Here is a 26,112-nt window from a genome sequence, read left to right as displayed (position 1 = left end):
ACACTCCAACAGCATGACGACGCAACTCCGCCCCGGTCACGTCTCCCCGATGCGCAAGGTGCCGTCGGACATCCCCCGGCCGGAGTACGTCGGCAAGAAGGTGCCGCGGACCGGAGAGCCGGACGTCAAGACGCCCGAGATCATCGAGAGGATGCGGGTGGCGGGCCGGATCGCCGCGCAGGCGCTCGAGGAGGTCGGCAAGCGCATCCAGCCGGGCGTGACGACGGACGAGCTCGACCGGATCGGGCACGAGTTCATGCTCGACCACGGCGCGTACCCCTCGACGCTGGGCTACCGCGGGTTCCCCAAGTCGCTGTGCACCTCGCTGAACGAGGTGATCTGCCACGGCATCCCCGACGACACGGTCGTCCGCGAGGGCGACATCATCAACATCGACATCACCGCGTTCAAGGACGGCGTGCACGGCGACACCGACGCGACGTTCCTGGTGGGCGAGGTGGACGAGGAGTCCCGCCTGCTGGTGGAGCGCACCCACGAGGCGATGATGCGCGGCATCAAGGCCGTCCGCCCGGGCCGGCAGCTCAACGTCATCGGCCGGGTCATCGAGTCCTACGCCAAGAGGTTCGGCTACGGCGTGGTGCGCGACTTCACCGGGCACGGCATCGGCACGACGTTCCACTCCGGGCTGATCGTGCCGCACTACGACGACCCGCACGCGACGACGGTCATCGAGTCGGGCATGACGTTCACCATCGAGCCGATGCTGACGCTGGGCACGATCGACTACGAGATCTGGCCGGACCGCTGGACGGTCGTCACCAAGGACCGCAAGCGCACCGCGCAGTTCGAGCACACGATCCTCGTCACCGACACCGGCACGGAGATCCTCACGCTCCCGTGAGATAGGCCGGTTCCTCGCGGGTACGTACCGCGCCGTGGCCGACAGACTCGGGACTTACCGCCAGAAGCGCGACGCGGGCCGTACGCCGGAGCCGGTTCCGGACGAGGGGCCGCTCCCCCGGGGCGACGACGACACGTTCGTGGTCCAGGAGCATCACGCGCGGCGGCTGCACTGGGACTTCCGGCTCGAACGCGACGGCGTGCTCGTCTCCTGGGCGCTGCCGAAGGGCCTGCCGGACGATCCGCGGACCAACCACCTCGCCGTGCACACCGAGGACCATCCGCTGGAGTACGCGTCCTTCGCCGGGGAGATCCCGAAGGGCGAGTACGGCGGCGGCCAGGTGACCATCTGGGACCGCGGCACGTACGAGACGGAGAAGTGGACCGACCGCGAGGTCAAGGTGGTCCTGCGCGGGAACCGCGTCTCGGGCCGGTACGTGCTGTTTCCGACCGGCGGTGAGAACTGGATGATCCACCGTATGGATCCGCCGGTCGACCCGGACGCGGCGCCGATGCCCGAGCGGATCGACCCGGTACGGCCGGAGCGGCGGGAGCGCCTCCCCCGGCGCGCGGACGCGTACGGCTTCGAGTTCGCGTGGGGCGGACGCCGGTCGATCGTGTTCTCCGACCGCGGTACGACGCGCGCCCTCGACGGCGACGGAAGGGCCGCCAAGGCCCCGTCCGGCCTCGGTGAGTCGCTCTCCGCCCACCGGGTCGTCCTGGACGGCGAGGTCACCGACCTCGAGGGGCGCGAGACCTACCTGGTCTTCGACCTGCTGTACCTCGACGGCCGCCCGCTCGTCGACGAGCCGTACCGGCGGCGACGGGAACTGCTCGAGGGGCTGGGCCTCGCCGGGCCCCGGTGGCAGACCGCGCCCTGCTTCGACGACGGCGAGGCGGTACGGGCCGCGGCTCGCGAGCAGGGCCTGCCGGGCGTCGTCGCCAAGCGTCTCGACGCGCCGTACGACCAGGAGAAGGCCGACTGGCGTCTCATCCCGGTCCGGGATTCCTGACCGCCCTGGACTGTCGCCTCGACTCCCCGCGGGGGCGCGACATCGCCGCCCTGACGCCGCGGACCGTGTAGCGCGGGCGCGCACCGCCGCGCGCGTCGAGACGCCGGCCTCCCACGTCGCCTCCCGGGTACGGGGAACGGGCCCGCGGGCCACGGCGATGTCGCGTCGATCACGGGAACCGCTTCGGCGCGTCGCGCGTCCGTTCTCCTCGAAGCGGGCTACATTCCGCGCGTGGCAACAGAGCGGGTGATCTTCACATGATGGGCCATACGCATGCGCTGGCGGGGGCCGCGGCCTGGCTCGGGACCGTCCCCTTCCTGACCGACTACGGGATGCGGATGACCCCCGGTCAGATCGCGGCCGGAGCGGTCGTCTGCGCCGGGGCGGCGCTGCTGCCCGACCTCGACCACCACGACGGCACGATCGCCAACACGTTCGGGCCGGTCACCCGCGCCCTGTGCCGCGCCATCTCGGCGGTGTCCGGCGGGCACCGGCATGCCACCCACTCGCTGCTGTTCTGCGTCGCCATGGCCCTCGGCGCCGACTGGCTGTCGGAACACGTCGTCCAGGCGTGGTGGGTGATGCTGTTCCTGATCATCGGCCTGGGCCTGCGCGGCATCGGGATCCGCGTTCCGGAGCGCGAGCACTTCGACGCGCTGCTCAACGCCGCGATCGCCGGCGGCCTGACCTTCCTGATGGCCGGGATGCACTTCGCCGGGCCGGGCATCGGCGGGCACGGGTTCACGCTGGGGTGGGCCGGGTTCGCGGTCGGGCTCGGCTGCCTCGCGCACGTCGTCACCGACAGCATCACGCCGCAGGGCTGCCCCGTCTTCTGGCCCATCCCCTGGCGGCTCGCGATCCCGCTGGTGGGGCACACCAACGGCGCCGTGGAGAAGTGGGTGGTCACGCCGCTGCTCACGCTCGGCATCGTGGTCCTCGGTGTCCGCTCGTCCGCCGGGTCCTTCGCCGCGCACTGGCTCGAGTACCACGGCGGCTGATCGACGCCGACCCGGCGGTACTTGCCCGTACCCGGCAGGCCGTGGCGCTTTACCCGGCCGACCTGCTGGGAAGAGCAGTGATGTGGGACACATGACGCGATGTGGCGTCACCATGATCACTGCGCTCGTCCTGATCGCCGGGTGCGGGGGCGGCGACGCGAAGAACACGAACACGGCCACGACGGCGCCCGCGCCGCCGGGCCAGGGCGGCGGGCTGCGGCTCGAGCAGGACTACGAGCGGGTCGTCAAGGCGGTGCTCCCCTCCGTCGTGCAGATCGACACCGACACCGGGCTCGGGTCCGGGGTCATCTACGACAACAAGGGTGACATCGTCACCAACTCGCACGTCGTCGCCGGGGCCAACCGGTTGCGGGTGACCACCGCGACCGGCAAGAAGGCGCTCCCCGCGACGCTCATCGGCCAGTACTCCCCGGACGACCTGGCCGTCGTCCGGGTGAACGACGCGTCGTCGCTGCGGCCCGCGCGGTTCGGCGACTCCAGCCGCCTGTCGGTGGGCGAGATCGTGCTGGCGATGGGCAACCCGCTCGGCCTGTCGGGCAGCGTGACCAGCGGCATCATCTCCGCGGTGGGCCGCACGGTCTCCTCTCCGCGCGAGGGCGCGTTCCCCGGCGCGACCATCTCGGGCGCCGTACAGACCAGCGCGCCGATCAACCCGGGCAACAGCGGCGGCGCGCTCGTGACGCTGGAGAACGAGGTCATCGGCATCCCGGCGCTGGCCGCCTCCGACCCGCAGATCGGCGGCGCGGCCGCGGGGATCGGGTTCGCGATCCCGAGCAACACGGTGAAGTTGATCGCCGACCAGTTGATCAGATCGGGCCGGGTGACCAACTCCGGCCGGGCCGCGCTCGGCATCACGGTCCGGGACGTCGCCGACCTGTCGGGCAACGTCGTCGGCGTCGGCGTGGTGTCGGTGACGAGGGACGGTCCCGCCGACAGGGCCGGGATCCGGCCCAACGACATCATCGTGTCGGTCAACCGCACCAAGACGCCGAGCACCTCCGACCTGTCCGACGTCCTCGCCGGCCTCAAACCCGGACAGACCGTCCCGGTGGTGGTCCAGCACCCCGACGGCAGCAAGACCATCGTCAATATCGCGCTCGGCCAGCTGCCCGGCTAGCCGAACCCCGAGACGCCGCCCGGCCGGCCGTAACGGCCACCACCTATTTCCGGAAGTTGATGCGGTCGCGGCTGAAGTCGAGGGTGACGCTGCTGAAGTGGCGGAGTTCGTCCGAGCCGAGCAGCCCGGCCACGCCCATGTTCAGGTCGACCACCGCCAGCGACGTCGCCCGGAGCGGAACACCGCCGAGCGTCCAGCTCCGCACCTTGACGATCGGGACCATCCCGCTGCCCGTGACGCCCTGGACACGGTGCTCCTGCCCGGTGCGCGGCAGCGCCAGGCGCCGGACGAGGCTGCGGTCGACGGAGGAGTTCGACGACCCGGTGTCCAGGACGAACTCGTACGGCCCCATGCCGTTGACCCGGATCGGGACGAAGACGAGGGTGCCGCCGCCGTTGCGGATGACCCGCATGGGCAGCGAGAAGCTCTGGTCGGTGTCCGACGGAAGGGGCACGCCCAGCGATCCGGGCGCCGATCCGACCGCTGACGCCCGCGCCCGAGCGGAGGCGGCCGGCGTCCCGACGCTCAGGTCGGCGGTCGGCCGGGCGTGTGTCTCGGCGCAGCCGGCGGCCATCGGCAGCGCGGCGGCCAGCAGCAGCCCGGTGATCATCGTGCGGGACACAGGAACGGACGTTCCCGCCGCCGGGCCGGCTAACCGTGCCGACCGCGCGTGAGCGCCCGTACGCGCTCGATGACGGGGGCGAACTCCTCGATGAACGGCGCGTGCACCGTGTAGTAGGTGAAGCCGTACCGCTCGCGGTCGCGCAGGATCCGCTCGGCCATCTCCTCGACGGTGCCGATCAGAACGAACGGCGTGTCGAGGACCTCCTCGGCGCTCAACGCCCCGTCGTACCGGGTGCTGAGCTCCTCGGCCACGGCCCGGCGGTCGTCGGTCCGGCGCACCATCTGCACCAGGGTCTGCCACTCGATCCGGTCGGCCCGCGCACCGGCGCACTCGCGGGCGTACCGCACGCGCTCGTCCGTCTCGGCCGCCGTCGCGAGGCGCAAGGTGCCCGGCGGCCGCCCCTTGACCTGCAGCGTCCCGGCGATCCCGACGATGTCGGCGCGTTCGGCCGCGATCCGCAGGGTCCGGTCCCCCATGCCGCCGATCAGCAGCGGCGGCCCGGATCCGGCGAAGCCCCGCCGCTGCACCGGCGCGAGCACCGGCAACCCGTAGGACTCGCGCAGCGCGGCCTGCCGCTCGTAGCCGCCCGCGGCGAACAGCCGGGTCAGCTCGTCGACGGTCGCCTCGAGACGGTCGGCGCGGGCGCCGAACGGCTCCCACGCGATGCCGGCCTCGTCGAACTCCCACTTGACGTACCCCGCGCCGAGCCCGACCTCCAGCCGGCCGTCGGTGAGGAGGTCGGTGGTGGCCACCTCCCGGGCGAGCAGCGCCGGGTTCCAGAAGGGGGCGTTCAGCACGAGGGTGCCGACCCGGAGCCGCCGGGTCGCCGCGGCCGCCGCGACGAGCGTCGGGAAGGGCGCGGGCACCCCGAGGTGGTCGGCGGCGAAGACGGTGTCGTAGCCGAGGCGCTCGGCCTCCTGGCAGCGCTCGACGAGCTCCGCGTGCGACGACGTGCCGAGAAGGACGAAGGAGAACCGGAAGTCACCCATGAGGGTCAGCCTTCCCTCACGACGGCGTCGGGCATAGGGGTCTCCGCGCTCGGCGAAACCGCCGAACCCGTCACTCCTGGCTGTGCGCCCGCTTGTCCAGGGACGCCAGGTAGGCGTTGTAGTCGGCCAGCTCGTCGTTCTCCTTGCGCGCCGCCGCCCGGTCCGCGCGGCGCTCCTCGCGGCGCGCCACGCGCTGATCCGCCATGAACCACTGGAACACGATCGCGAGCAGGACGATGAACGTCGGGATCTCCCCGAACGCCCACGCGATCCCCCCGCCGGTCTGCTGGTCGACGAGGATCGACGGCCCCCACGACCGGTGCAGCGAGTTGTACCAGCCCTCGGCGATCGGCTGCCCGAGCTCCATCAGCGCGATGCCGAAGAAGGCGTGGAACGGCATGGTGACGAACAGCAGGAGGATTCGAGCGATGTACGGCAGCCGGCGCGGCGTCGGATCGACCCCGATCAGCACCCAGAAGAACAGGGTGCCGGCCGCCATGAAGTGCACGAGCATCGCCAGGTGGCCGACGTGGGCGCGCATGAGGTAGCCGAACAGCGGGGTGAAGTACAGCGCGTACGTGCTGCCCATGAAGATGACCGTGGCGACGGCCGGATGGCCGATGAACTTGGCCGCCCGGCTCTTCAGCATCGCCGCCAGCCACTCGCGCGGGCCGCGGTCGCCCCGGATGGCGGCCGGCTTCAGCGCGCGCAGCGCCAGCGTCACCGGGGCGCCGAGCACGAGGAAGATCGGGGTGAGCATGGACAGCGTCATGTGCTGCACCATGTGCACGCTGAACAGCACCGGCGCGTAGGTCGCGGCGCCGGTCATCGTCACCGCGACCACGGTGATCAGGCCGACGAACCAGGAGACGGTCCGGCTCACGGGCCACCGGTCGCCGCGCCGGCGCAGCCGGGAGACGCCGGCGAGGTACAGGCCGCCCAGCACGATGACGAGGACGCCGAAGAACAGGTCCGGCCGCCACATGGTCGCCAGCCGGCCGATGGTGACCGGCGGCGGCATGTCGAAGCCGAGCAGGCTGCGGATCGGCGACTCTTCGGCGGACGGCGCGGGCGGAGCGGTCCGGGCGAGCGCGACGGCGACGCCCATCGTGGCGGCCATCACGAAGGCCTCGGCGGCGAGGAGCCGCACCAGCGGCCACGGCGGACGGCCGACCGGCGGCCGCGTGTACCCCTTGGGGTTGTGCGCCATGACGGCGGGCAGCGTGCGTTCGCGGTGGAGCCATCCGGCGGCCCCGAGGAGGACGAACAGCACCACCTTGGCGAGGACCAGCCGGCCGTAGTCGCTGGTGAACAGCTGGGCGGGGGTGGGCAGCCGGGAGATGGCGTTCGCGACACCGCTGACGCCGACGGCGACGAAGCACCACAGCGCCATCCGGCTGAACCGGTGGGCGGCCACGCCGAGATGGTCGCCGTCGTGGACGGCGTGCCAGGTGAGGACCAGCAGGCCGCCGACCCAGGGCGCGAGCGCGACGACGTGCATGGCCAGCCCGCTGATCGCCAGCTCGTGGTTGGGCGAGGTCGCCGAGTGGCCGGTGAGCGGCGGCGGCAGCAGGGCGGCGAGGGCGACGACGAGCAGGCCCGCCGCGCTGCCCAGCGTGGCCGCGGTCCGGGTCAGCAGGGCGATCATCGCGGCCAGCAGGACGACGATCATCAGCGCGGTGCCCTGCGGGAGCTGCCCGACGTAGCTGGACAGTTCGTTGCCGCCGGCGACCGTGCCGACCGGCTCGCCCAGGATGTCGGAGACGGTGAAGATCAGCGTGGCGGCCGCGCCGGCCGCCCAGACCGCGGCGATCCAGGACGTCGCCCGCACGTACCGCACGGCCTGGGGGTCCATGACGCCCTTGGCCGAGGGCAGCAGGGCGACGGCGCACAGCAGGGTCCCGACGGTCAGCGCGCCCCCGAGGTCCATGGCCAGCCGGGCGACCGGCAGACCCCACCGGGTCAGCGCGCCGGCGTCCGCGAGCCCACTGATCACCTTCTCGCGGACCGCGCCGCCGGCGACCAGCGCGATCAGGAGGGCGGCGAGGCTGGTGAGGCCGACGAGTGCCGCCGCGGCGTACGGCCGGTGCCTACGCACGGGAGACCGACCGCCGAAGGAGGACGGCTGCGCGCGGCGCGCCGGCGTGGGCGTCGGCGGCACCGGGGCGGTGCGCGAACGAAAGGATCATCATGGCGAGGCGGTCGTCTCTCCGGGTCGGTGGGTCTCCCGGGGTCGCTCACCACTCGGGCGGGCACGGCCTGCGGCCTCCTCGGCCGCCCGCCCGCCCGCCGGGAGCGCTCCCCGGACCTCCTCAGCTTATTCACCGTCGGGGGGCGCGGTGAGGCGGATCGGCGTTCGGGGCACGGCGGGACGGATCGGCGTTCAGGGCACGGCGGGACGGATCGGCGTTCGGAGGGCGCGCCCGACCGCCGTCACAGGCCCGCGCAGGCCAGCGCCTGCCGGTACGCGTCGGCCCGCTGCTGCGGGGACCCGGCGTCCGACAGCAGCTCGGCGAGCCGGAACCAGCCCTGCGCCGCCTCACGAGAAGGGCCGATCTCTCCGAGGCACGCCATCGCGCGGTCCACCGTCGCCGTGGCCTCCTCCCGCCGGCTGAGCCGCAACGTGGCCTCGGCGAGCGCGATCAGGGCGCCGGCGGTGGCCGGCCGGGCCTCGGTGCCGAGGATCTCGAGCGCCTCGTTCGCCCGTTCGGCGGCCCGCCGCGGCTCGCCCATCGCCAGCTCCGCGCGGGAGAGCTGGGTCAGGCACCAGGCGATGTCGGCGTCGGCCGCCCCGGTCGCGGTCCGCTCGTGGAGGGCGCGTTCGAGCTCGTCACGGGCGCGCGCCGCGTCCTGCGGCCGGGCCAGCAGCATGAGGGTCGCGTACTCCCCCCGCAACCGGCTGGCGTCGCGCAGGTCGGCGACCTCGCCCAAGAGGGCGAGCGCCCGCTCCCCGTACGTCACGGCCCCTTCGAAGTCCGCCTTGTGCTGGGCCACCAGGGCGGCCTCCCAGTAGGCGGCCATCCGGGCGACCGGGCTGCCCGTCGCCTCGGCGCGCTCGACCAGCCGGTCGGTGAGCTGCCGCGCGCTGACCAGGTCGCCCCGTTCGAGGTAGACGCCGACGAGGGTGGCGCCGAGCTTGACCGTCTCGTCGCTCCACGGCCCCTGTTTCGTGGTGACCCGCGCGAACGCGCGCTCGGCCACGGCCGCGCTCTCCGTCAGGTCGCCGTGGTCCCAATGGCAGCGGGCGGCCGCGACGTTCACGCGGATCCACTCGTCGGTGTCGTACTCCGGCGAGAGGGCCGACCCGAGGGCGGCGAACTCGCGGAGGGCCTCCTCGATCGCGCCGGCCGCCTCGAGGGCGAGAGCGTGTCCCCAGCGCGCCCGGCGCGCCGGCTCGGGCAGGCTGCTGAGCGCCGGGTCGGCGAGCAGCTCCGCGAAGCGATCCCGCGCCTCGGTCGCCCGGCCGCCCCGCAGCGCGGTCTCGGCCTGGTCGAGCGTCGTCTGCAGCCGGTCCTGGGTGGCCTCGTCGATGCCGCTGGAGAGGTAGGACGCCGAGCAGCCGAGCTTGCGGGCCAGGAGCCGTACGACCTCCGGGGTGGGGGTGCGCTTTCCACTCTCGATCAGGGAGACGTAGCTGTCGGACAGCTCAGGGAGAGCCAGTTGCGCCTGCGAAAGGCCCTTACGCATCCGTGCCCAGCGGATCCGTTGCCCGAGCGATTGGTGACTGTCCACATTGACCCACTTTTACCGAAACAATCAACAGAGAATCAGGAGGAGTGGTCGACTCCGGGTCATGGCTCACGAAGGCCCGTACGGCACGGCCTTCGACCTGGGTGCGGTTCCCCCGTGAACCAGGACAGTTCAACGATCACGCCTCTCATCAGCGGCGAACCGGCCACCCCCGGCCGACCGTCCCCCGTCGCTGACAATACTTGTACCAGAAAGGATAGTTTTCGCCGTCTTCTTACTGAAGACCTTTTTGAGGATTTCGAAACCCGCGCCGTCGCCCACCGCGGGATCACCGCGTGCGGACGCGCGCTTCGCGGCCGATCTCCGCAAAGCCGGAGCGCGATTCACCCCATTACCCACGTATCCCGGAACCACACCCTTCACCGCCGACGCCGGGCCGGGGCGGTGGCGCCCGCGAGGCCGCACGCCGCCCCGCCCGATGCCGGACAACGGACGTGTTACCTGGATACGACGGATGTGTAACGTCCGTACCGGGTGGTCCGGAACGCCGCCTGGGCGGCTAGTCTTCCGACGTCCCCCTTGCGGCCCGAGACCCTGACGATCCCCTCGCCCGATCGATTCGTCGGAGGCCGTACGCCCAGTCCTGCGAAACGGAGCCCCCGAATGACGACGCGGCTGGAGGCCGGAGGTCCCCTGGACCGATTCTTCGACCTGACCGCGCGCCGGACGACGGTCGCACGCGAGGTCCGCGGCGGCGTCACGACGTTCGTGGCGATGGCCTACATCATCCTGCTGAACCCCATCATCCTCGGCGGGGCGACCGACGTCACCCACGCGAAGCTGTCGATCCCGCAGCTCACGACGATGACCGCGCTGTCGGCGACGATCTCCACGCTCATCATGGGCCTGGTCGGCAACGTGCCGCTCGCCCTCGCGTCCGGGCTGGGGATCAACGCGGTCGTCGCCTACCAGGCCGCGCCGCACATGACCTGGCCGCAGGCCATGGGCCTGGTGGTGCTCGAGGGCGTCATCATCGTCATCCTGGCCCTGACCGGGCTGCGCGAACGCATCATGAACGCCATCCCGCTGGCCATCAAGCACGCCATCGCCGCCGGCATCGGCGCCTTCATCGCGCTGATCGGCATGGTCGACTCCGGCTTCGTCAGCAAGGGCGAGGGCACTCCGCTGAATCTCGGGACCGGAGGCCACCTCACGGGCTGGCCGGTGCTCGTGTTCGTCATCGGCCTGCTGCTGATGATCGTGCTGTACGTCCGCCGCGTCCCCGGCGCGATCCTGCTGAGCATCGCCGTCGCCACGGTGCTCGCCGTCGTCATCAACGGCAACACCAAGATCGCGGCCGAGTCGTGGGGCACGGTCGTGCCGAAGCTGCCCTCCAAGCTCGTCTCGACGCCGGACTTCGGGCTGTTCGGCAAGGTCGATCTCTTCGGCGGCTTCGGCCGGGCGGGCGTGCTGACCGCCCTCGTCGTGCTGTTCACCCTCGTGCTGAGCGGCTTCTTCGACGCGATGGGCACGATCCTCGGCCTGACCGAGGAGGCCGGCCTGCTCGACGAGGAGGGCCGGGTCCCCCGACTGGGCCGCATCCTCGCCGTGGACGGCCTGTCGGCGATCACCGGCGGGCTCACCAGCTCCTCCGCCGGCACCGTGTTCGTCGAGTCCGCGGCGGGCATCGGTGAGGGCGCCCGGACCGGCCTGGCCAACATCGTCACCGGAATCCTCTTCGCCGCGACGCTGTTCCTCACCCCGATCGCGGCCGTCGTTCCGGCGCAGGCGGCCGCGCCCGCCCTGGTGATCGTCGGCGCGCTCATGATGACCCAGGTCGCCAAGATCGCCTGGTCCGACCTGGACATCGCGATCCCGGCGTTCCTCGCCATCGTGACCATGCCCTTCACGTACTCCATCACCAACGGCGTCGGCGCGGGCGTCATCGCCTACACCGTGATCCAGACCGCCCGCGGCCGCTGGGCCGGCTGGCTGCTGTGGCTGATCTCGGTGGTCTTCGTCGCCTACTTCGGCATCACCGTCATCGAACGGATCTTCGGCATCTCCTGACGAGATCCGGCAGCTCCCGACGAGTTCCGGCAGCTCGGACGAGAAGAGGTGGAGCCATGCTCATCCATCCCTGGGACGCGGCCGACGAGGAGGAGTGGCGTACCTGGCTCGGCGACCACGACTTCGGTCAGCTGATCGCCGCCGGGCGCGGGCGCGACGTGCCGATCGTCGTGCCCACCCACTTCACCTTCGACGGCGTACGGACCGCCTGGCTCCACCTGGCCCGGCCCAACCCGGTCTGGGCGGCCCTGGACGAGAACCCCCGGGCGCTCCTCACGGTCATCGACGACTACGCCTACGTGCGGTCGGAGTGGAACGCCGGCGCCGCCACTCCCGACGGCCGCGGCGTGCCGACCTCCTACTACGCGACCGCGCAGCTCGCCTGCGACGTCCGGATCGTCGACGACCCGGCGGAGAAGGCCGAACTGCTGAACCGCCAGCTCGGCCACTTCGAGCCCGGCTCCGGGCGGCTTCCGGTGTCCGCCGAGGAGGACCCGGACCGCCGGCTGCTGCCCGGCATCCGCGGCGTCGAGCTCACCGTCACCGACGTCCGCGCGAAATTCAAATACGGCGGCAACAAGGAGGTCGAGCACCGCTACGCGATCGCCGCCCGCCTCGAGGAGCGCGGCGGGCGTGCGGACGTCGCCGCTCGTGGTCACCTGATGCGCCGCGTGTAGATACCGTTAGAACCCAAGGTGTGCCGGGAAGTCTGGTCGGCTCTGTCTTCGTCGTCCCCGTAGAAGGGCAGTGGCCTTGTCGGACACCGAGGAGTTCGGGCTCGCGATACTGCTGATCGCGCTCATCGGCACGGTCGCGGTGCTGTCCAACCGATTCAGCGAGCGCACGCGGATCCCGGCACCGGCCATCTTCCTGGTGTGCGCGGCGATCGCCTCGGACCTGTGGCCCCGCCTCGGCGCGGTCTCGATCCCGACGATCGAGAAGATCGTCACGGTGGCGCTCGCGGTGATCCTGTTCGACGGCGGGATGCACATCGGCCGGCGCAGGTTCCGGGCCGCGGCCGGCGCGACGATCTGGATCGGCGTCGCCGGAACCCTCGTCACCGGCGCGGCGGTCGCCCTGCTCGCCCACTACGGGCTCGGCATCGACTGGCGGCTGGCGATGCTGCTCGGCACGGCCCTCTCGCCCACCGACCCGGCCGTGGTGTTCTCCGTGCTGGGCCGCCGGGAGATCGCCGGACGCACCGGCACCCTCCTGGAGGGCGAGTCCGGGGCGAACGATCCGGTCGGCATCGCCCTCCTGGTCGCGGTCCTGGGCGCCACCGGCGGCGGCGCGTCGGCGATCGGCGACGTCACCGTCACGTTCGTCGAGCAGATGGTCGTCGGCGCCGCCATCGGCGTCGCCGGCGGGATGGCCCTGCTGGTCTTCATGCGACGCGTCCCGCTGCCCAGCGAGGGCCTGTACGCGCTGCGGGTGCTCTTCGGGGCGCTGGTGGTCTACGGGCTGGCGACGATCGCGCACGGCTCGGGCTTCCTGGCCGTCCTGGTGGCCGGCATCGTGCTCGGCGACGAACGCGCGCCGTACAAGCGGGAGATCGAGCGGTTCCACTCCTCGCTGGCGAGCCTCGCCGAGATCGTCGCCTTCACCATGCTCGGCCTCACGATCAGCCTGCGCGGCCTGGGCGATGGCGGCGCGTGGTGGATCGGGCTGGTCCTCGCCGCCGCGCTGGCCTTCGTCATCCGCCCGCTGTTCGTCGGGCTGCTGCTGTGGCCGGTGCGCCTGCGGCGCGCCGAGCGGATCTTCGTGCTGTGGACGGGGCTGAAGGGGGCGGTCCCGATCCTGCTCGGCCTGTTCATCCTGCAGGCGGGGCTGCCCGGGGCCCGGCGTGCCTACGAGATCATCTTCGTCGTCGTGGCGTTCTCGGTGGTCGTGCAGGGCAGCCTCGTGCCGGAGTTCGCCCGCCGCCTGCGCATCCCGCTGCGCGTCGTCGAGCCCGAACCGTGGAGCCTGGGCGTGCGGTTCCAGGAGGAGCCCGAGGGGCTGCACCGGTACCAGGTGCGGGAGGGTTCGGCCGCCGACGGCATGAGCGTGGACGACCTGCCGTGCGGCGAGGACGTCTGGATCAGCTTCGTCATCCGCGACGGGCGCCTGATGCCGGTGCGCGGGGACACGCTGTTGCGGGCGGGGGATGAGGTGCTGGTGCTGGCCACTGAGGGCCCGGAGCTGGAGGCGGTGTTCACCCGCCGGCGGGAGGGTCCCCCGGCCGGCTGACAGCATGTCAGCAAGCGCGGCGAGGCGGATACATGTTGCCGCCGCCGCTGCGGGCGTTCCGCGGCCACTCTTGGGGTGTAAGCACCACTAGGAGGAAACGTGAAGGTCGGCGTACCCCGCGAGATCAAGAACCATGAATACCGTGTGGCGATCACGCCCGCGGGCGTGCATGAGCTGGTCCGGCACGGCCACGACGTCCTGATCGAGCGCGGGGCCGGCGCGGGCTCGTCCATCCCCGACGAGGACTACATCGGCGCCGGGGCCAAGATCTTGGAGTCCGCCGACGACGTGTGGGCGGCCGGCGACCTGATCCTGAAGGTCAAGGAGCCGATCGCCGAGGAGTACCCCCGGATGCGGAAGGGCCAGACGCTCTTCACCTACCTGCATCTGGCGGCCTCGCGCCCGTGCACGGACGCGCTGCTCGAGAACGGCGTCACCTCCATCGCGTACGAGACCGTGCAGTTGCCGAACCGGTCCCTGCCGCTGCTGGCCCCGATGTCGGAGGTCGCAGGGCGGCTCGCTCCGCAGGTCGGCGCCTACAACCTGATGCGTTTCAACGGCGGTCGCGGCGTCCTTCCGGGCGGCGTGCCCGGCGTCGCCCCGGCCAAGGTGGTCGTGGTCGGCGGCGGCGTCTCCGGGCTGAACGCCGCGCAGATCGCGGTCGGGATGGGCGCGGACGTCACGGTGATGGACGTCAACGTCGACCGGCTCCGGTACATCGACGCCATCTACCAGGGCCGGTTGAAGACGCTGGTGTCCAGCGCGTACGCCATCGAGCGGGAGGCGCTCGACGCCGACCTGGTCATCGGCGCCGTGCTGATCCCCGGTGCCAAGGCGCCCACGCTGATCTCCAACGAGCTGGTGTCCCGGATGAAGGCGGGCTCGGTGCTCGTGGACATCGCCATCGACCAGGGCGGCTGCTTCGAGGACTCCCACCCGACGACGCACGCCGACCCGACGTACCAGGTGCACGGCTCGGTCTTCTACTGCGTCGCCAACATGCCCGGCTCGGTGCCGAACACCTCGACGTACGCGCTGACGAACGTCACGCTGCCGTACGCCGTCGCGCTCGCCGACAAGGGCTGGCGCGCGGCGCTGCGCGACGACCGCGCGCTGGCGCTCGGCCTCAGCACCTACGACGGCGCCCTGGTCAGCGAGCCGGTCGCCGAGGCGCACGGCCTTGAGGCCACCGTGCTGGACGGCGTCCTCGCCTGACCGCGGTCGCGGGTCCCATTCGGCGCTCCTCCCGTCCCCGGGGCGGTGGGGAGCGCCGTGCAGGTCTCCCGTATTGTGCCCTCATGGGGGAATTGATACTGCTGCGGCATGGTGAGACCGAATGGGCCCGCACGGGCAGGCACACCGGCCGTACCGATGTCCCTCTGACCTCGCACGGCGAGGAGCAGGCCAAGGCGCTCGCTCCGATCATCGCCGCCCGCGACGTCACGCGCACCCTGACCAGCCCCGCTCAGCGCGCCCGCCGCACGGCCGAACTGGCCGGACTGACCGAGGGCGACGTCGACGACCGTCTCTGGGAGTGGGACTACGGCGCGTACGAGGGGCGTACGACGCCGGACATCCGCCGCGACCGGCCCGGCTGGTACCTCTGGAGCGACGGCGTGCCCGAGGGCGAGACCGCCGAGCAGGTCGGCGCGCGCACCGACGCCGTCATAGAACGCGTCCGGCCGTACCTCGCCGAGGGGAACGTGGCGCTCGTCGCGCACGGGCACGTGCTCCGCGTGCTCACCGCGCGGTGGCTGGGCCTGCCGCCCGCCGACGGCCGGCTGTTCCGGCTCGACACCGGGACCGTCTCCGCCCTCGGCACCGAGCACGACCGTCCCGTCATCGGCTCCTGGAACGTCCCCGCCCGGTAGGTTCAGGCCCCGGTCAGGACACGGCGGCGAGGTCCGACGTCGTCTCGCGGGTCAGGCGGCGGGCGCGGCGGGCGTCGGGCGAGTAACGCCACTGCTCGGGGACGATCCGGGTGCCGCGGTACAGCGCCTTCAGCGTCGTCGTGGCCCACAGGTCCTCCAGCGGCGTGGCCGGCAGGCCGTACATCCGGCGCGCCCAGCGGGGCAGGGTCGCCACGACGAGCGTCGCGATGCTCGGCGCGGCGAGCTTCAGCGGCAGCATCCGGCGCGGGATCGCCGGGTTGTACAGGCGCCACAGGCCCTGCTTGGCCTCCCGGCAGGCGAAGAGCTCCGGACGGATCCGCGCGTAGTAGTCCCGCATCTCGGCCACCGAGGCGGGGATGTCGGCCGGGTCCAGCCCGACGACCGCGCCCGCCCGGCGCTGCTCGTCGACGAACGCGTCGGCCTCCTCAGGGGTGAGCGGCACGCCGGAGCGCCACGCGACGTCGAGGTAGGAGTCGACCTCGCCCATGTGCACCCACAGGAGGTTCTCGGGCTCGTCGATCCTGAAGATCTCGCCGGTGTGGGGGTGGAAGCCGGTCAGCCGGGAGTGGATCCGGCGGACCCGGCGGCCGACCCGCTCGACCTCGTCCAGGGTGCCGTACGTCCGGACGCGCACGAACTCGACCGTGCGGGCGAGCCGGTCCCAGGCCGCCCGCGGGTCCATGAGCTCGGAGTTCTGCGCGGTGCCCCACATGGACGGCGGGTGCAGCGCCTGCAGGATGAGCGCGCGGAGGCCGCCCACCAACAGGACGGGCTCCCCCATCACTTTCCAGGTCACGGATCCGGGGCCGAACAGCCCGTAATCCTCGCTCATCCGTCACCGCCTTGAGAGATCGTCTCGGGCGCGCAGGAGGACACGCCACGGCGCAAGTAAGTGATTATTGCCCGCATATGAGCAGATGACACGCTGATACGGCGTCACAGGGTGGTCTGCTCGCGGACCCAGGCGAGGTAGTCGGCGCTCCCCGCGACGACGGGGGTGGCGATGATCTCCGGGGTGTCGTAGGAGTGCCGCTCGGCGATCCGGCCGGCCAGGGCCTCGAAGCGCTCGGCGGTGGTCTTGAAGACGACCATCCACTCCTCGGCCGTCTCGATCTCGCCCTCCCACCAGTAGGTGCTGGCGATGGGGCCGACGAGCTGGGCGGCCGCGGCGAGGCGCTCGGTGACCGCGGACCGGGCGATCTCGGCCGCCTCATGGCGTGAGTCGGTGCTCGTCGTCACCTGGACGTACGCCTCGGCCATGGGCGCTCCCTCCCCCGCTCGATGGTAGCCCTGACCTGCGCCGACCTCGCCTAGTGATCGCGTAATCATTCCGGAACGATGGCGTGGCGGGCCGGGTCGCCCACGGGCCGGCGGCCCGCGCGTCCGGAGCTCGCGGGCGGCCGGGACGGCGTTCCGCCGCGGCCGGCGGAGGAGCCGCGGCCGCGGCGGGGGGCGAACCGCGCGTTACCGGCTGGGCAGGACCACCATCGCGCTGCCACCGTGCCGGCGGACCGGTTCGGCGACGGCCTGTAGCCTGCCGCCGCCGAGGAACTCCACCCCGGCCGCCGCGCCGATCACGCCCGCCGGCGGTCCGGGGAACAGCGCCAGGTCATGGCCCTTCGCCTTGAGCGCGGCGCCGTACTGGTCGATGAACGCCTGCTCGGCGAAGGTCTGCGGCGTGTTGCGCTGGGTGGCGCGCGGCGCCGCCACCGCCTGGGGCAGCGTCATGCCGAGGTCCACGCGGTTCAGCAGGATCTGCAGGACCGTGGTGATGATGGTGGAGCCGCCCGGGGAGCCCACGGCGAGGTACGGCCGTCCGTTCCGCAGCACGATCGTGGGCGCCATGCTGCTGCGCGGGCGCTTGCCCGCCGCGGGCAGGTTCGGGTCGGGGTAGCCCGCCGGCGTCGAGGACGTGAAGTCGAAGTCCGTCATCTCGTTGTTGAGCAGGAACCCGCGGTGCGGCACGGTGATCCCGCTGCCGCCGAACTGCTCGATCGTCAGCGTGTACGACACGACGTTGCCCCAGCGGTCCGCGGTCACCAGGTGCGTCGTCTGCGGCCCCTCGTACGGCAGGTCCTGGCCCTGGCCCTGCGGGGTCGCGCAGCCGTGCGCCTTCAGGTCGCCCGGGGCCACCGGGCTCTTGGCCGCCTCGTCCGGTTTGATGAGGCACGCCCGCGAACTCGCGAAGCCGTCCGACAGGAGCGTCTTCAGCGGCACGTCGACGTACGCCGGGTCGCCGACGTAGGCGTTGCGGTCGGCGTAGGCGAGCCGGGACGCCTCGAGGTAGGTGTGCACGGCCTGGACGGGGTCGCTGAAGTGGAAGTTCTTCATGATGTTCAGCGCCTCGCCCACGGTGGAGCCGCCCGAGGAGGGCGGGGCCATGCCGTAGACGTCCAGCCCGCGGTAGTCGACGTGCGTCGGGGCGCGGCCCACGGCGCGGTAGGCGGCGAGGTCCGAGGTCCGCATCACGCCGGGCCGGATGTTCCGGGTGGCCTTCGGGTCGACGGGCGGCTTGCTCACCGTCTGGGCGATCTCGGCGCCGAGCCCGCCCCCGTAGAACCAGTCGAGGCCGCGCCGGGCGATCTGGCGGTAGGTGTCGGCCAGGTCGGGGTTGCGGAAGGTCGACCCGACGGCCGGCGGCTGCCCGCCCGGCAGGAACAGCTCGCGCGTCGGCACGATGTCCTTGAACCGTTCGGCGTTGACCGCGGTCTGGTCGTAGAACTCCTGGTCCACCGTGAAGCCGTGGTCGGCCACCCTGATCGCCGGCTGGAGGAGGGTGCCGAGGCGGCGGGTGCCGAAGCTGCGCAGGGCCTTGTCCCACGTCGCGAGCGTGCCGGGCACGCCGATCGACAGCCCGCTGGTCACGGCCTCGTCGAACGACAGCGGCTTGCCGGTCTTCGGGTCGATGAAGATGTCCTTGGTCATCCGCGCCGGGCCGGTCTCGCGGCCGTCGATGGTGGAGACCTTGTGGGTCCGCGCGTCGTAGTACGTGAAGAAGCCGCCACCGCCGATCGCGGCGACGTACGGCTCGGTCACGCCGAGGGTGGCGGCCGCGGCGACCGCCGCGTCGACCGCGTTGCCGCCGTTCCGGAGCACCTCGATGCCGGCCCGGGTCGCGTCCAGGTCGACGCTGGAGACGGCGCCGCCGTATCCGACCGCGACCGCCTGTTTGCCCTGTGGCGGAGCGAGGCCCGGGGACCGGCCGGGCAGGCTCCGTGCCTGGGCGGGCACGGTGAGGGTCGCCAGGGCGAGGGCGGCGAGCCCGAGGACGGCGGTTCTGCGGCGCATGGAGATCTCTCCTGACCCAGGGTGAACGCTCGCCCCCACCATGCCACCCGACCGCTCCTGCTTTCCAGAACATCGGCCGAACACGGTCGAAGTGTCGCGTACCTTCCGAAAACCCATTAAGCGGTTGTGACCTTGTTATCCATCAGGAACTTGGACATCCTTGGTGACCCTAGGACACGTAGGCGGTGGGGGCTCGACCGGCCGAGAACCTTTGGGGGACAACAGGAGTTGAGCGTCCAGGCGCCGTTCCGCAACAACCTGCTCCGCCGGCTGCCGATCGAGGAGACCGTCAGCCCGCACTACGGGGGCCGCCATCGGCTGGCCCTCATCTACAAGACACGCGACCTGATCGTTCTGGGCCTCGGCGTGATGGTGGGCGCCGGCATCTTCAAGATCGCCGGCCAGCAGGCCGCGACGACGGCGGGTCCCGCCGTGATCGTGTCCTTCGTCATCGCGGGCCTCGCCTGTCTGCTGTCCGCGCTCTCCTACGCGGAGCTGTCGTCCACGATGCCGGTCGCGGGCAGCGCCTACTCGTTCACCTACGTCGCCTTCGGCGAGATCTGGGCCTGGGTGATCGGCTGGGCGCTCCTGCTCGAACTGCAGCTCGCCGCCGCGGTCGTCGGCCGGGCCTGGTCCCTGTACGCGACGCAGCTCATCACCGACGTCGGCACCATCTCCGGTGTCTCCGCCATCCACGTGCCCAGGGCGATCGCGGGCGTCGTCGGGCACGAGACGGGCTTCGACCTGTTCTCCCTGCTCATCCTCGCCCTGCTGGCCGTGGTGGTGGCCATCGGCGCGCGGCTCAGCCTCTACACGCTGTGGTTCATGGTGCTGGCGAAGGTCATCGCGATCGGGCTGGTGATCGCCGGCGGCCTCCTCTTCTTCCACCCCGCCAACCTCAAGCCGTTCGTGCCGCCCGCCCGGCCCGTGCCCACCGGCGGCGACCGGACCGTCCTGGACCTGATCACGGGCGGCGCGCCGCACGCGTTCGGCCTGTTCGGCATCTTCGCCGCCACGTCGGCGATCGCCTTCGCCTACATCGGCTTCGACCTCATCGCCACGGCCGCCGAGGAGACCCAGGACGCACCGCGCCGGGTGCCGGCCGGGATGATCGTCAGCCTGCTCATCGCGATCGCCCTCTACATCGGCGTCGCGGTCGCCATGGTGGGCATGGTCCCGTACGGCAGGCTGGACCCGGCGACGCCGCTGGCCAGTGCGTTCACCGCCGTCGGGTCGAGCGGGATGGGCCTGGTCATCGACGTGGGCGCCGTGATCGGCCTGGCCACCGTCATCCTCGTCGTCATGGTCGCCCAGACCCGCGTGATCTTCGCGATGGCGCGGGACGGCCTGCTGCCCGCGCCGCTCGCCGCGATCAGCGGCCGGTACAAGGTGCCGACCCGCGCCGCGCTCCTGGTCGGGGGCACGGCCATCGCGCTGTCCCAGGTCGACGTCTGGACGTTCGGGAAGGTCAGCGTCCTCACGCTCCAGCAGATGATCGTCATTGGGACGCTGTTCGCCTTCCTCTTCGTGTCGGCGGGCGTGCCGGTGCTCCGCCGCAGCCGCCCGGACCTGCCGCGCGGGTTCCGCGTGCCCGGCGTGCCCGTGACGCCGATCCTGGCGATCGGCGCCACCGGCTGGCTCATGCTCAACCTGCACCTGCGCACGTGGGAGTACTTCGGGATCTGGATGGCGTTCGGGCTGATCGTCTACCTGCTGTACGGGCGGACCAACAGCCGCCTGCGGCACACCCTCGAGGGCCACGCGGCCCCCGCGCAGGGCCGGCACCGCCGTTGACGGGGATCCCCGACCCGCGCGCGTGGGTGATCATGGTCGGGTGACTTTGACCTCCGTCTCGACCGGTCCGACCCGCCGGGACCGCCTGGCCCGCCTCGCCGTCGCCGCCGTCTTCGCCCTGCACGGCATCGCGGCGGGAAGCTGGGCCGCCCGCATCCCCTGGGTGAAGGAGGCACGGCACCTCACCTCCGCCGACCTGGGGCTGGCGCTGATGGGCGCGGCGATCGGCGGGCTCACGGCCATGCCGGTCGCCGCGTGGCTGAGCGCGCGGGTCGACAGCCGCACCCTGACCCGCGTACTGGTGATCGCCGTCGGAGTCGCCCTGCCGCTCCCGGCCTTCGCGCCGGTCCTGCCGGTGATCTTCGTTTCGCTGGTCCTCTTCGGTGCCGTCAGCGGCGTCCTCGATGTGGCGATGAACGCCCAGGGCGTCAAGGTCCAGGAGCGCTACGGCCGGTCGATCATGTCGGGGCTGCACGGTCTGTGGAGCGTCGGCGGTCTGATCGGCTCGGCGAGCGCCGGACTCGTCGCCCATGCCGGCGTCGCGGCACCGGCGCACCTGCTGACCGTCGGTGTGATCATCGCGGTGGTCGGCACCCTGTGCGGCACCCGCCTCACGCCCGCGCCGCCGACGGCCGCCGGGAAGGTGTTCGCCCGGCCGGACCGCGCCCTGCTCCTCCTCGGCGTCATCACCTTCGGCAGCCTGTTCGGGGAGGCCGCCGCGGCCGACTGGAGCGCGGTGTACCTCCGCACCGCCGCGCACGCGACGCCCGGCGTCGCCGCGTGGGGTTACGCCGGGTTCTCCCTGTCCATGGCCGCCGCCCGTCTCGTCGGGGACCGTGTCGTGGAACGGCTCGGCGCGCCCCTCGTGGTGCGCACGGCGGCCCTGATCGGCGCCGTCGGCCTGGCCGTGGGGCTGCTCGTACCGGTCACGCCGGTGGTCGTCGTCGCGTTCGTCCTGCTCGGACTCGGCATGGCGACGGTCGTCCCCCTGACCTTCAGCGCCGCGGGCCGTACCCCCGGCCGGGACCCGGGCACGGCGGTGGCCGCCGTCGGCACCGTCGGGTACGGCGGATGGATGATCGCCCCACCCGTCATCGGGTTCGTGGCGCAGGCGACCTCGCTCACCACCGCGCTCGCGCTGGTCGCGGTCATGACCGCCCTCATCGCCCTGCCCGCCGGAGCCCTCCGCGAACGCCCGGACGCGACCGAATCCTGAGCGGCGCTCAGCGCTCCAGGAAGGGCGTCAGCAGGCCCGGCAGGGCCTCCTCGGCGATCCGCAGGGCCTGCGGCAGGGGTACGTCCTGGACCTCCACCCGCTGACGTCCGGCGGCGGTCGTCGCGACCAGGGTGGCCAGGCCGCTCCGCCGCTGGAAGAAGGAGCGTCGCAGGTTCCAGCCGATGATCCCCTCGCAGGACAGCGCGCTCCGGCGTCGTACGAGCGAGCCGCGGCGGCTGACGAGGGTGCCGTCCACGACGGTGTGCCCGAGGGCGTGCGCGCGGTCGGTCGCCAGCAGGGCGGCGAGCGGCACGAGGACGAGCGCGACCTGCCACGTCCATGCGGGCACCGCCCCGAGGGCCCACAGGGCGAGGACGGCGGCCACGAGGAGGAGGGCGGTGCCGACGGCGCGGGAGAACCGGCGGCGGGCCGCGCGCGGCCCGTGCCCGGTCAGCGTACGGGTGAAGGGGACGTCGTCCCGCAGGACCGCGGCGGCCACCCGGAGGGCCTCGGCGCGCGGCGCGGGCGGCAGCAGCAGTGACCCGCCGCGTTCGGCGCCGCGCCCGACCCGCAGCCCGGTGGTGATGGCGATGCACCGGGCCCCGCCGACGGCCCGCAGCAGCAGCGGCTCGCTGAACTCGACTCCGCGCAGCCTCCGCTCCTCGATGGTGATCGCGCGGGTCGTGATGAGGCCGCGGGTGACATGGAGCGTGCCGGCGTCGTTACGGGTGAGCCGGAAGCCGTGGAAGGACAGGACGTACCCGAGGGTGGAGGCCACCGTCACGACCACGAGCAGCGCGACCACGACGACCAGGACGTCCACGGCCGGCGAGGTCCGCCCGAACCGGTCCAGCAGCGCGCTCAGCACCTCGATGCGCCGGGGGTCGACGTGCGCCTCGTTGAGCGAACGCCACACGACGCCGGCCACGACGCCGACCGTGACGAACCCCGTCAGCGTGAACGGGCCGTACCGCACCCAGTCCGGGCGCATCCGGGCCAGGAGCGTCTCACGGGGCCGCTCGGCCGGCCGCGCGTCAGGGGCCGCCGCGCGGTGCAGGAGCTCCTCCCGCAGCCGGGCGGCCTCGGTGGCCGTCATCGCGTCCAGCTTCACGCCGTCGTTCTTGCGGTCGGTACGGCCGGTGCCCACCTCCACCTTGGCCAGGCCGAGCGAGCGGTGCAGGGCGTGGGCCGTGACGTCGACCGTACGGATCCGGTCGCGGGGGACGGTCAGGACCTGCCGCCGCAGGAGGCCCTTGCGGACCTGGAGCTGTTCGGCGGTGACGCGGTAGGAGGTGGTGAACCAGCGCAGCAGCCCGCCGAGGATGACGAGGCCCGTGGCGCCGAGGCTCCACCAGGACCCGTGCCCTCCGGTGCTGCCGACGACCACGGCGCCGACGAGGACCGGCCAGGCCCGCAGGAGCTCCTGCACCGGGTGAACGAGGAGCATCCGGGTGGACAGCCGCCGCCAGTCACCGGCACCCGTCTGGGTGAGACCTGGTTCGGTGGCACTCATGTGGCGTCGCTCCGGTCGGCCGCGGTGCCCTCGGTGAGGCGGTCGACGAGCCGTTCCGCCGCCTCCAGGTCGAGCCCGCGGATCTTCAACGGGCCGGCCGCCGAGGCCGTCGTCACGGTGACGTTGGCGAGGCCGAACAGTCGCTCGAACGGTCCGCGCTCGCTGTCGACGGTCTGGATCCGGGAGATCGGGGCGATGCGCCGTTCCTGGTCGAACCAGCCGGACTGTGTGTAGACGGCCTCCGGCGTCACCTCCCAGCGGTGCACACGGAATCGCCACTGCGGCATCACGATGACGTGCGCCGCGCCGAGCACCCCGGTCAGGATGAGTCCCGCGAGATGCCATGGGACGTGGCCCCGGTCGTCGAGCATCCAGATGACCTGCACGGCGGCGATGGGCAGCCAGCCGCCCAGCGCGCGCAGGGTCCAGTAGCCGATGGCCTTCCTGCTGACCAGGTGACGTGGCGGCCGCAGCCGCATTTCGGTTCCCTCCACGACGCCGATCCTCGCAGAGCCCTCGTCGTCCCTACAGAGCGCGCTATCACCGACTTTCCCATGACAGATGTCACGGGAGCCGTCCACCGGCCCGCCCTCGGAGCGGTCCCCGCCGGCCCGGTCGTTCCGGAGCCGGGGTCCGCCCCGGGGTAGGCGTCCCGGCCGTGATCCCGCTCACGCCCTTGCGGTGTGAGAGCCATCGCGGCATAAAGTTAGGCTTACCTAAACAAGGAGATCCCTATGACTGACGACAGGCCCGCCCGGCGGGGCCGGCGGGTGAACCGCGGGCGCGTCGAGCGCGTCGAGCGGATCACGCCGCACCTGATCCGGGTGGTGATCGGCGGAGAGGAGCTGGCCGGATTCTCCGCCGGCGCCTACACCGACCACTACGTGAAGATCCTCTTCCCGGTGCCCGGCGTGGAGTACCCCGAGCCGTTCGACATGGAGGCCGTACGCCGCGACCTGCCGCGCGACCAGTGGCCGCGGCAGCGCACGTACACGGTCCGCTCCTGGGACGCGGAGACCCGGGAGCTGGCCATCGACTTCGTGTACCACGGGGACCACGGCCTGGCCGGCCCGTGGGCCGCCGGGGTCAAGCCGGGCGAGGAGGTCCTGTTCCTGGGGCCCGGCGGAGGGTACGCGCCGAGCGAGACGGCCGACTGGCACCTGCTCGTGGGTGACGAGAGCGCGCTGCCGGCCATCGCCGCCTCGCTGGAGAGGCTCCCGGAGGACGCGACCGCCCGGGTCTTCGTCGAGGTGGCCGACGCGGAGGACGAGGTGCCGCTCGCCTCGCCGGGCGACGCCCGGATCGTGTGGCTGCACCGCGACACCGCCGAGGTCGGTGCCGCGCTCGTCGAGGCCGTACGGGACCTGGAGTTCCCGCCGGGCGAGGTCCACGCGTTCGTGCACGGTGAGGCGGAGTTCGTCAAGCGGCTGCGGCGGCACCTGCGAATCGAGCGGGGCCTGTCGATGGACCAGCTGTCCATCTCCGGTTACTGGCGCCGTGGCGCGGACGATGAGGGCTGGCGGGCGAGCAAGGCGGAGTGGAACCGCCGGATCGAGGAGGAAGAGGCCACCGCGACCACCTGAGCCGCCCAGAGAAGACCGGGTGGATCCGGCCGGCGACCCGCTCCATTGGACCGATCCGCCATAAAAGAAGGTTTTCAAGGGCTATTTCGGTCAGAGAGGGCCGTCAGGTCTGTTCACCAGTGGTCATCGATGGCAGACTCTGCCCGCATTATGGTGATCGGAGGTGGGTACCCGTGGCCGTCGCGGTGCATTCGGTGAGCAGGCCCACCGTACGCCGCAGGATCGTGGGCGCGCAGCTGCGGCGCCTGCGGGAGGCGGCCGGGGTGAGCCGCAAGGACGCGGCCGAGGCCATCAACACGACGGAGAGCCGGATCGGCCGCCTCGAGCAGGGCCGGGCCGGCCTCGACGAGGACGACGTCGTCGCGCTGCTCAAGCTGTACGGCATCGACGACCGCGGCGAGCGCGACGCCCTGCTGACCGTCGTACGCGAGGCCAGCCGACCGGGCTGGCTGCAGGCCTACAACAACGCGATGCCCGCCTGGTTCCGCCCCTACGTCGACCTGGAGGAGGCGGCGCAGGTCATCCGGACCTACGAGGTGCAGTTCATCCCCGGCCTGCTGCAGACCCCGGACTACGCGCGGGCGGTCGTCCGGCAGGGCATGTCCGATCCGTCGTCGGCCGAGATCGAACGCCGGGTCGAGCTGCGGATGCGCCGGCAGCGGCTCCTCTACCAGCCGCACCCGCCGCGTCTGTGGGCCGTGATCGACGAGGCGGCGCTGTGGCGGCCGATCGGCAGCGTCGAGGTGACCCGGGCCCAGCTCCGCGCGCTGCACGAGGCCGCCCGGCGGGAGAACATCACGGTGCAGGTCATGCCGTTCCGGGTCGGCGGTCACGCCGGTGAGGCCGGGGCGTTCACGATCCTGCGGTTCCCCGAGCCGGAACTCCCCGACATCGCCTACATCGAGCAGCTCACGGGTGCGATGTACCTGGAGAAGGACGACGACATGGACCACTACACGGCGGCGATGGAGCGCCTGTGCGTGCAGAGCGCCTCGCCGGATGAGTCCATGGACCTGATCAGCAAGATCAGGCGCGAACTCTGAGATCGATCCCGCACGGCGGACGGAGTCCGCGCGCGCTTCAACGCGCTCGTCGCGTTCGTTTCCCGCGCCTTCCGGCGGCGACTCGTGTCAGAGGTCGCGAAGGATCGAGCCGAGGGTGTCGCGGATGCGGGTGGCGGGCTCGGCGTCGATGCACAACCGCTCCATCACCG

Annotated in this window: 22 protein-coding genes; 13 read left to right on the top strand and 9 right to left on the bottom strand. The window is 72.2% G+C overall.

Annotated features, from left to right (window positions below):
* Positions 1 to 13 precede the first annotated feature (13 nt).
* The 4 genes from map to ABD978_RS33615 all read left to right on the top strand — a co-directional run bounded on the left by map (position 14) and on the right by ABD978_RS33615 (position 4,010).
* On the top strand, positions 14 to 862 hold the full coding sequence (gene map / locus ABD978_RS33630) for a type I methionyl aminopeptidase (protein WP_345363773.1): 849 nt from the start codon (positions 14 to 16) through the stop codon (positions 860 to 862).
* Between the two features lie 34 nt (positions 863 to 896).
* A complete protein-coding gene (locus ABD978_RS33625; protein WP_345363771.1) occupies positions 897 to 1,874 on the top strand; it encodes a DNA polymerase ligase N-terminal domain-containing protein in 978 nt (325 codons plus the stop codon).
* Positions 1,875 to 2,134: 260 nt separating this feature from the next.
* Entirely contained in the window at positions 2,135 to 2,872 is a 738-nt protein-coding gene (locus ABD978_RS33620) for a metal-dependent hydrolase (protein ID WP_345363769.1), read from the top strand.
* A 112-nt stretch (positions 2,873 to 2,984) separates the two neighbouring features.
* The gene (locus ABD978_RS33615; protein WP_345363767.1) at positions 2,985 to 4,010 is read left to right on the top strand and encodes a S1C family serine protease; all 1,026 of its coding nucleotides are present in this window, start codon (positions 2,985 to 2,987) and stop codon (positions 4,008 to 4,010) included.
* A 43-nt stretch (positions 4,011 to 4,053) separates the two neighbouring features.
* On the opposite strand, the gene ABD978_RS33610 is transcribed toward ABD978_RS33615, so the two are convergent.
* The 4 genes from ABD978_RS33610 to ABD978_RS33595 all read right to left on the bottom strand — a co-directional run bounded on the left by ABD978_RS33610 (position 4,054) and on the right by ABD978_RS33595 (position 9,356).
* The gene (locus ABD978_RS33610; RefSeq protein WP_345363765.1) at positions 4,054 to 4,632 is read right to left on the bottom strand and encodes a retropepsin-like aspartic protease; all 579 of its coding nucleotides are present in this window, start codon (positions 4,630 to 4,632) and stop codon (positions 4,054 to 4,056) included.
* A 29-nt stretch (positions 4,633 to 4,661) separates the two neighbouring features.
* Positions 4,662 to 5,624 carry a TIGR03621 family F420-dependent LLM class oxidoreductase gene (locus ABD978_RS33605; protein ID WP_345363763.1) on the bottom strand — a complete coding sequence of 321 codons (963 nt, stop codon included), beginning with the start codon at positions 5,622 to 5,624 and terminating at the stop codon, positions 4,662 to 4,664.
* Between the two features lie 70 nt (positions 5,625 to 5,694).
* Positions 5,695 to 7,722: a bifunctional copper resistance protein CopD/cytochrome c oxidase assembly protein gene (locus ABD978_RS33600; RefSeq protein ID WP_345363761.1), complete on the bottom strand. Its 2,028-nt coding sequence runs from the start codon at positions 7,720 to 7,722 to the stop codon at positions 5,695 to 5,697.
* A 335-nt stretch (positions 7,723 to 8,057) separates the two neighbouring features.
* A complete protein-coding gene (locus ABD978_RS33595; protein ID WP_345363759.1) occupies positions 8,058 to 9,356 on the bottom strand; it encodes a helix-turn-helix domain-containing protein in 1,299 nt (432 codons plus the stop codon).
* Positions 9,357 to 9,977: 621 nt separating this feature from the next.
* Here ABD978_RS33595 and ABD978_RS33590 point away from each other — a divergent pair.
* The 5 genes from ABD978_RS33590 to ABD978_RS33570 all read left to right on the top strand — a co-directional run bounded on the left by ABD978_RS33590 (position 9,978) and on the right by ABD978_RS33570 (position 15,484).
* Complete coding sequence (locus tag ABD978_RS33590; protein ID WP_345363757.1) at positions 9,978 to 11,384, top strand: NCS2 family permease; 1,407 nt, start codon at positions 9,978 to 9,980, stop codon at positions 11,382 to 11,384.
* 56 nt (positions 11,385 to 11,440) lie between these two features.
* Positions 11,441 to 12,061, top strand: a complete 621-nt coding sequence (locus ABD978_RS33585; RefSeq protein WP_345363755.1) for an FMN-binding negative transcriptional regulator — start codon at positions 11,441 to 11,443, stop codon at positions 12,059 to 12,061.
* 70 nt (positions 12,062 to 12,131) lie between these two features.
* Positions 12,132 to 13,613: a potassium/proton antiporter gene (locus ABD978_RS33580; RefSeq protein WP_345363753.1), complete on the top strand. Its 1,482-nt coding sequence runs from the start codon at positions 12,132 to 12,134 to the stop codon at positions 13,611 to 13,613.
* 99 nt (positions 13,614 to 13,712) lie between these two features.
* Positions 13,713 to 14,828 carry an alanine dehydrogenase gene (gene ald / locus ABD978_RS33575; RefSeq protein ID WP_345363751.1) on the top strand — a complete coding sequence of 372 codons (1,116 nt, stop codon included), beginning with the start codon at positions 13,713 to 13,715 and terminating at the stop codon, positions 14,826 to 14,828.
* Between the two features lie 83 nt (positions 14,829 to 14,911).
* The gene (locus ABD978_RS33570; protein WP_345363749.1) at positions 14,912 to 15,484 is read left to right on the top strand and encodes a histidine phosphatase family protein; all 573 of its coding nucleotides are present in this window, start codon (positions 14,912 to 14,914) and stop codon (positions 15,482 to 15,484) included.
* A gap of 13 nt (positions 15,485 to 15,497) precedes the next feature.
* Here ABD978_RS33570 and ABD978_RS33565 read toward each other — a convergent pair whose 3' ends face one another.
* The 3 genes from ABD978_RS33565 to ggt all read right to left on the bottom strand — a co-directional run bounded on the left by ABD978_RS33565 (position 15,498) and on the right by ggt (position 18,793).
* Positions 15,498 to 16,337: an oxygenase MpaB family protein gene (locus tag ABD978_RS33565; protein WP_345363747.1), complete on the bottom strand. Its 840-nt coding sequence runs from the start codon at positions 16,335 to 16,337 to the stop codon at positions 15,498 to 15,500.
* A 104-nt stretch (positions 16,338 to 16,441) separates the two neighbouring features.
* Complete coding sequence (cutA, locus tag ABD978_RS33560) at positions 16,442 to 16,765, bottom strand: divalent-cation tolerance protein CutA (RefSeq protein WP_345363745.1); 324 nt, start codon at positions 16,763 to 16,765, stop codon at positions 16,442 to 16,444.
* A 204-nt stretch (positions 16,766 to 16,969) separates the two neighbouring features.
* On the bottom strand, positions 16,970 to 18,793 hold the full coding sequence (ggt, locus tag ABD978_RS33555; protein WP_345363743.1) for a gamma-glutamyltransferase: 1,824 nt from the start codon (positions 18,791 to 18,793) through the stop codon (positions 16,970 to 16,972).
* A 228-nt stretch (positions 18,794 to 19,021) separates the two neighbouring features.
* Between ggt and ABD978_RS33550 the strand changes: the two genes are divergently transcribed.
* Together ABD978_RS33550 and ABD978_RS33545 are read left to right on the top strand one after the other, a co-directional pair.
* Positions 19,022 to 20,587 carry an amino acid permease gene (locus ABD978_RS33550; protein ID WP_345363741.1) on the top strand — a complete coding sequence of 522 codons (1,566 nt, stop codon included), beginning with the start codon at positions 19,022 to 19,024 and terminating at the stop codon, positions 20,585 to 20,587.
* Positions 20,588 to 20,627: 40 nt separating this feature from the next.
* The gene (locus tag ABD978_RS33545; RefSeq protein ID WP_345363739.1) at positions 20,628 to 21,803 is read left to right on the top strand and encodes an MFS transporter; all 1,176 of its coding nucleotides are present in this window, start codon (positions 20,628 to 20,630) and stop codon (positions 21,801 to 21,803) included.
* A 7-nt stretch (positions 21,804 to 21,810) separates the two neighbouring features.
* On the opposite strand, the gene ABD978_RS33540 is transcribed toward ABD978_RS33545, so the two are convergent.
* Together ABD978_RS33540 and ABD978_RS33535 are read right to left on the bottom strand one after the other, a co-directional pair.
* Positions 21,811 to 23,316 (bottom strand): PH domain-containing protein, encoded by a 1,506-nt coding sequence (locus ABD978_RS33540; RefSeq protein ID WP_345363737.1) that lies wholly within the window; start codon positions 23,314 to 23,316, stop codon positions 21,811 to 21,813.
* Positions 23,313 to 23,810, bottom strand: coding sequence for a PH domain-containing protein (locus ABD978_RS33535; RefSeq protein ID WP_345363735.1), 498 nt, complete (start codon positions 23,808 to 23,810; stop codon positions 23,313 to 23,315). The genes ABD978_RS33540 and ABD978_RS33535 overlap by 4 nt, the downstream gene beginning before the upstream one ends.
* Positions 23,811 to 24,050: 240 nt before the next feature.
* Between ABD978_RS33535 and ABD978_RS33530 the strand changes: the two genes are divergently transcribed.
* The gene (locus tag ABD978_RS33530; protein WP_345363733.1) at positions 24,051 to 24,899 is read left to right on the top strand and encodes a siderophore-interacting protein; all 849 of its coding nucleotides are present in this window, start codon (positions 24,051 to 24,053) and stop codon (positions 24,897 to 24,899) included.
* 173 nt (positions 24,900 to 25,072) lie between these two features.
* Complete coding sequence (locus ABD978_RS33525; protein ID WP_345363731.1) at positions 25,073 to 25,942, top strand: helix-turn-helix domain-containing protein; 870 nt, start codon at positions 25,073 to 25,075, stop codon at positions 25,940 to 25,942.
* Positions 25,943 to 26,112 lie beyond the last annotated feature (170 nt).

It is taken from the genome of Actinoallomurus liliacearum (assembly GCF_039542035.1).
In the GTDB taxonomy this organism is placed as follows: Bacteria; Actinomycetota; Actinomycetes; order Streptosporangiales; family Streptosporangiaceae; genus Actinoallomurus; species Actinoallomurus liliacearum.
This window is presented reverse-complemented; position numbering and strand designations above follow the sequence as displayed.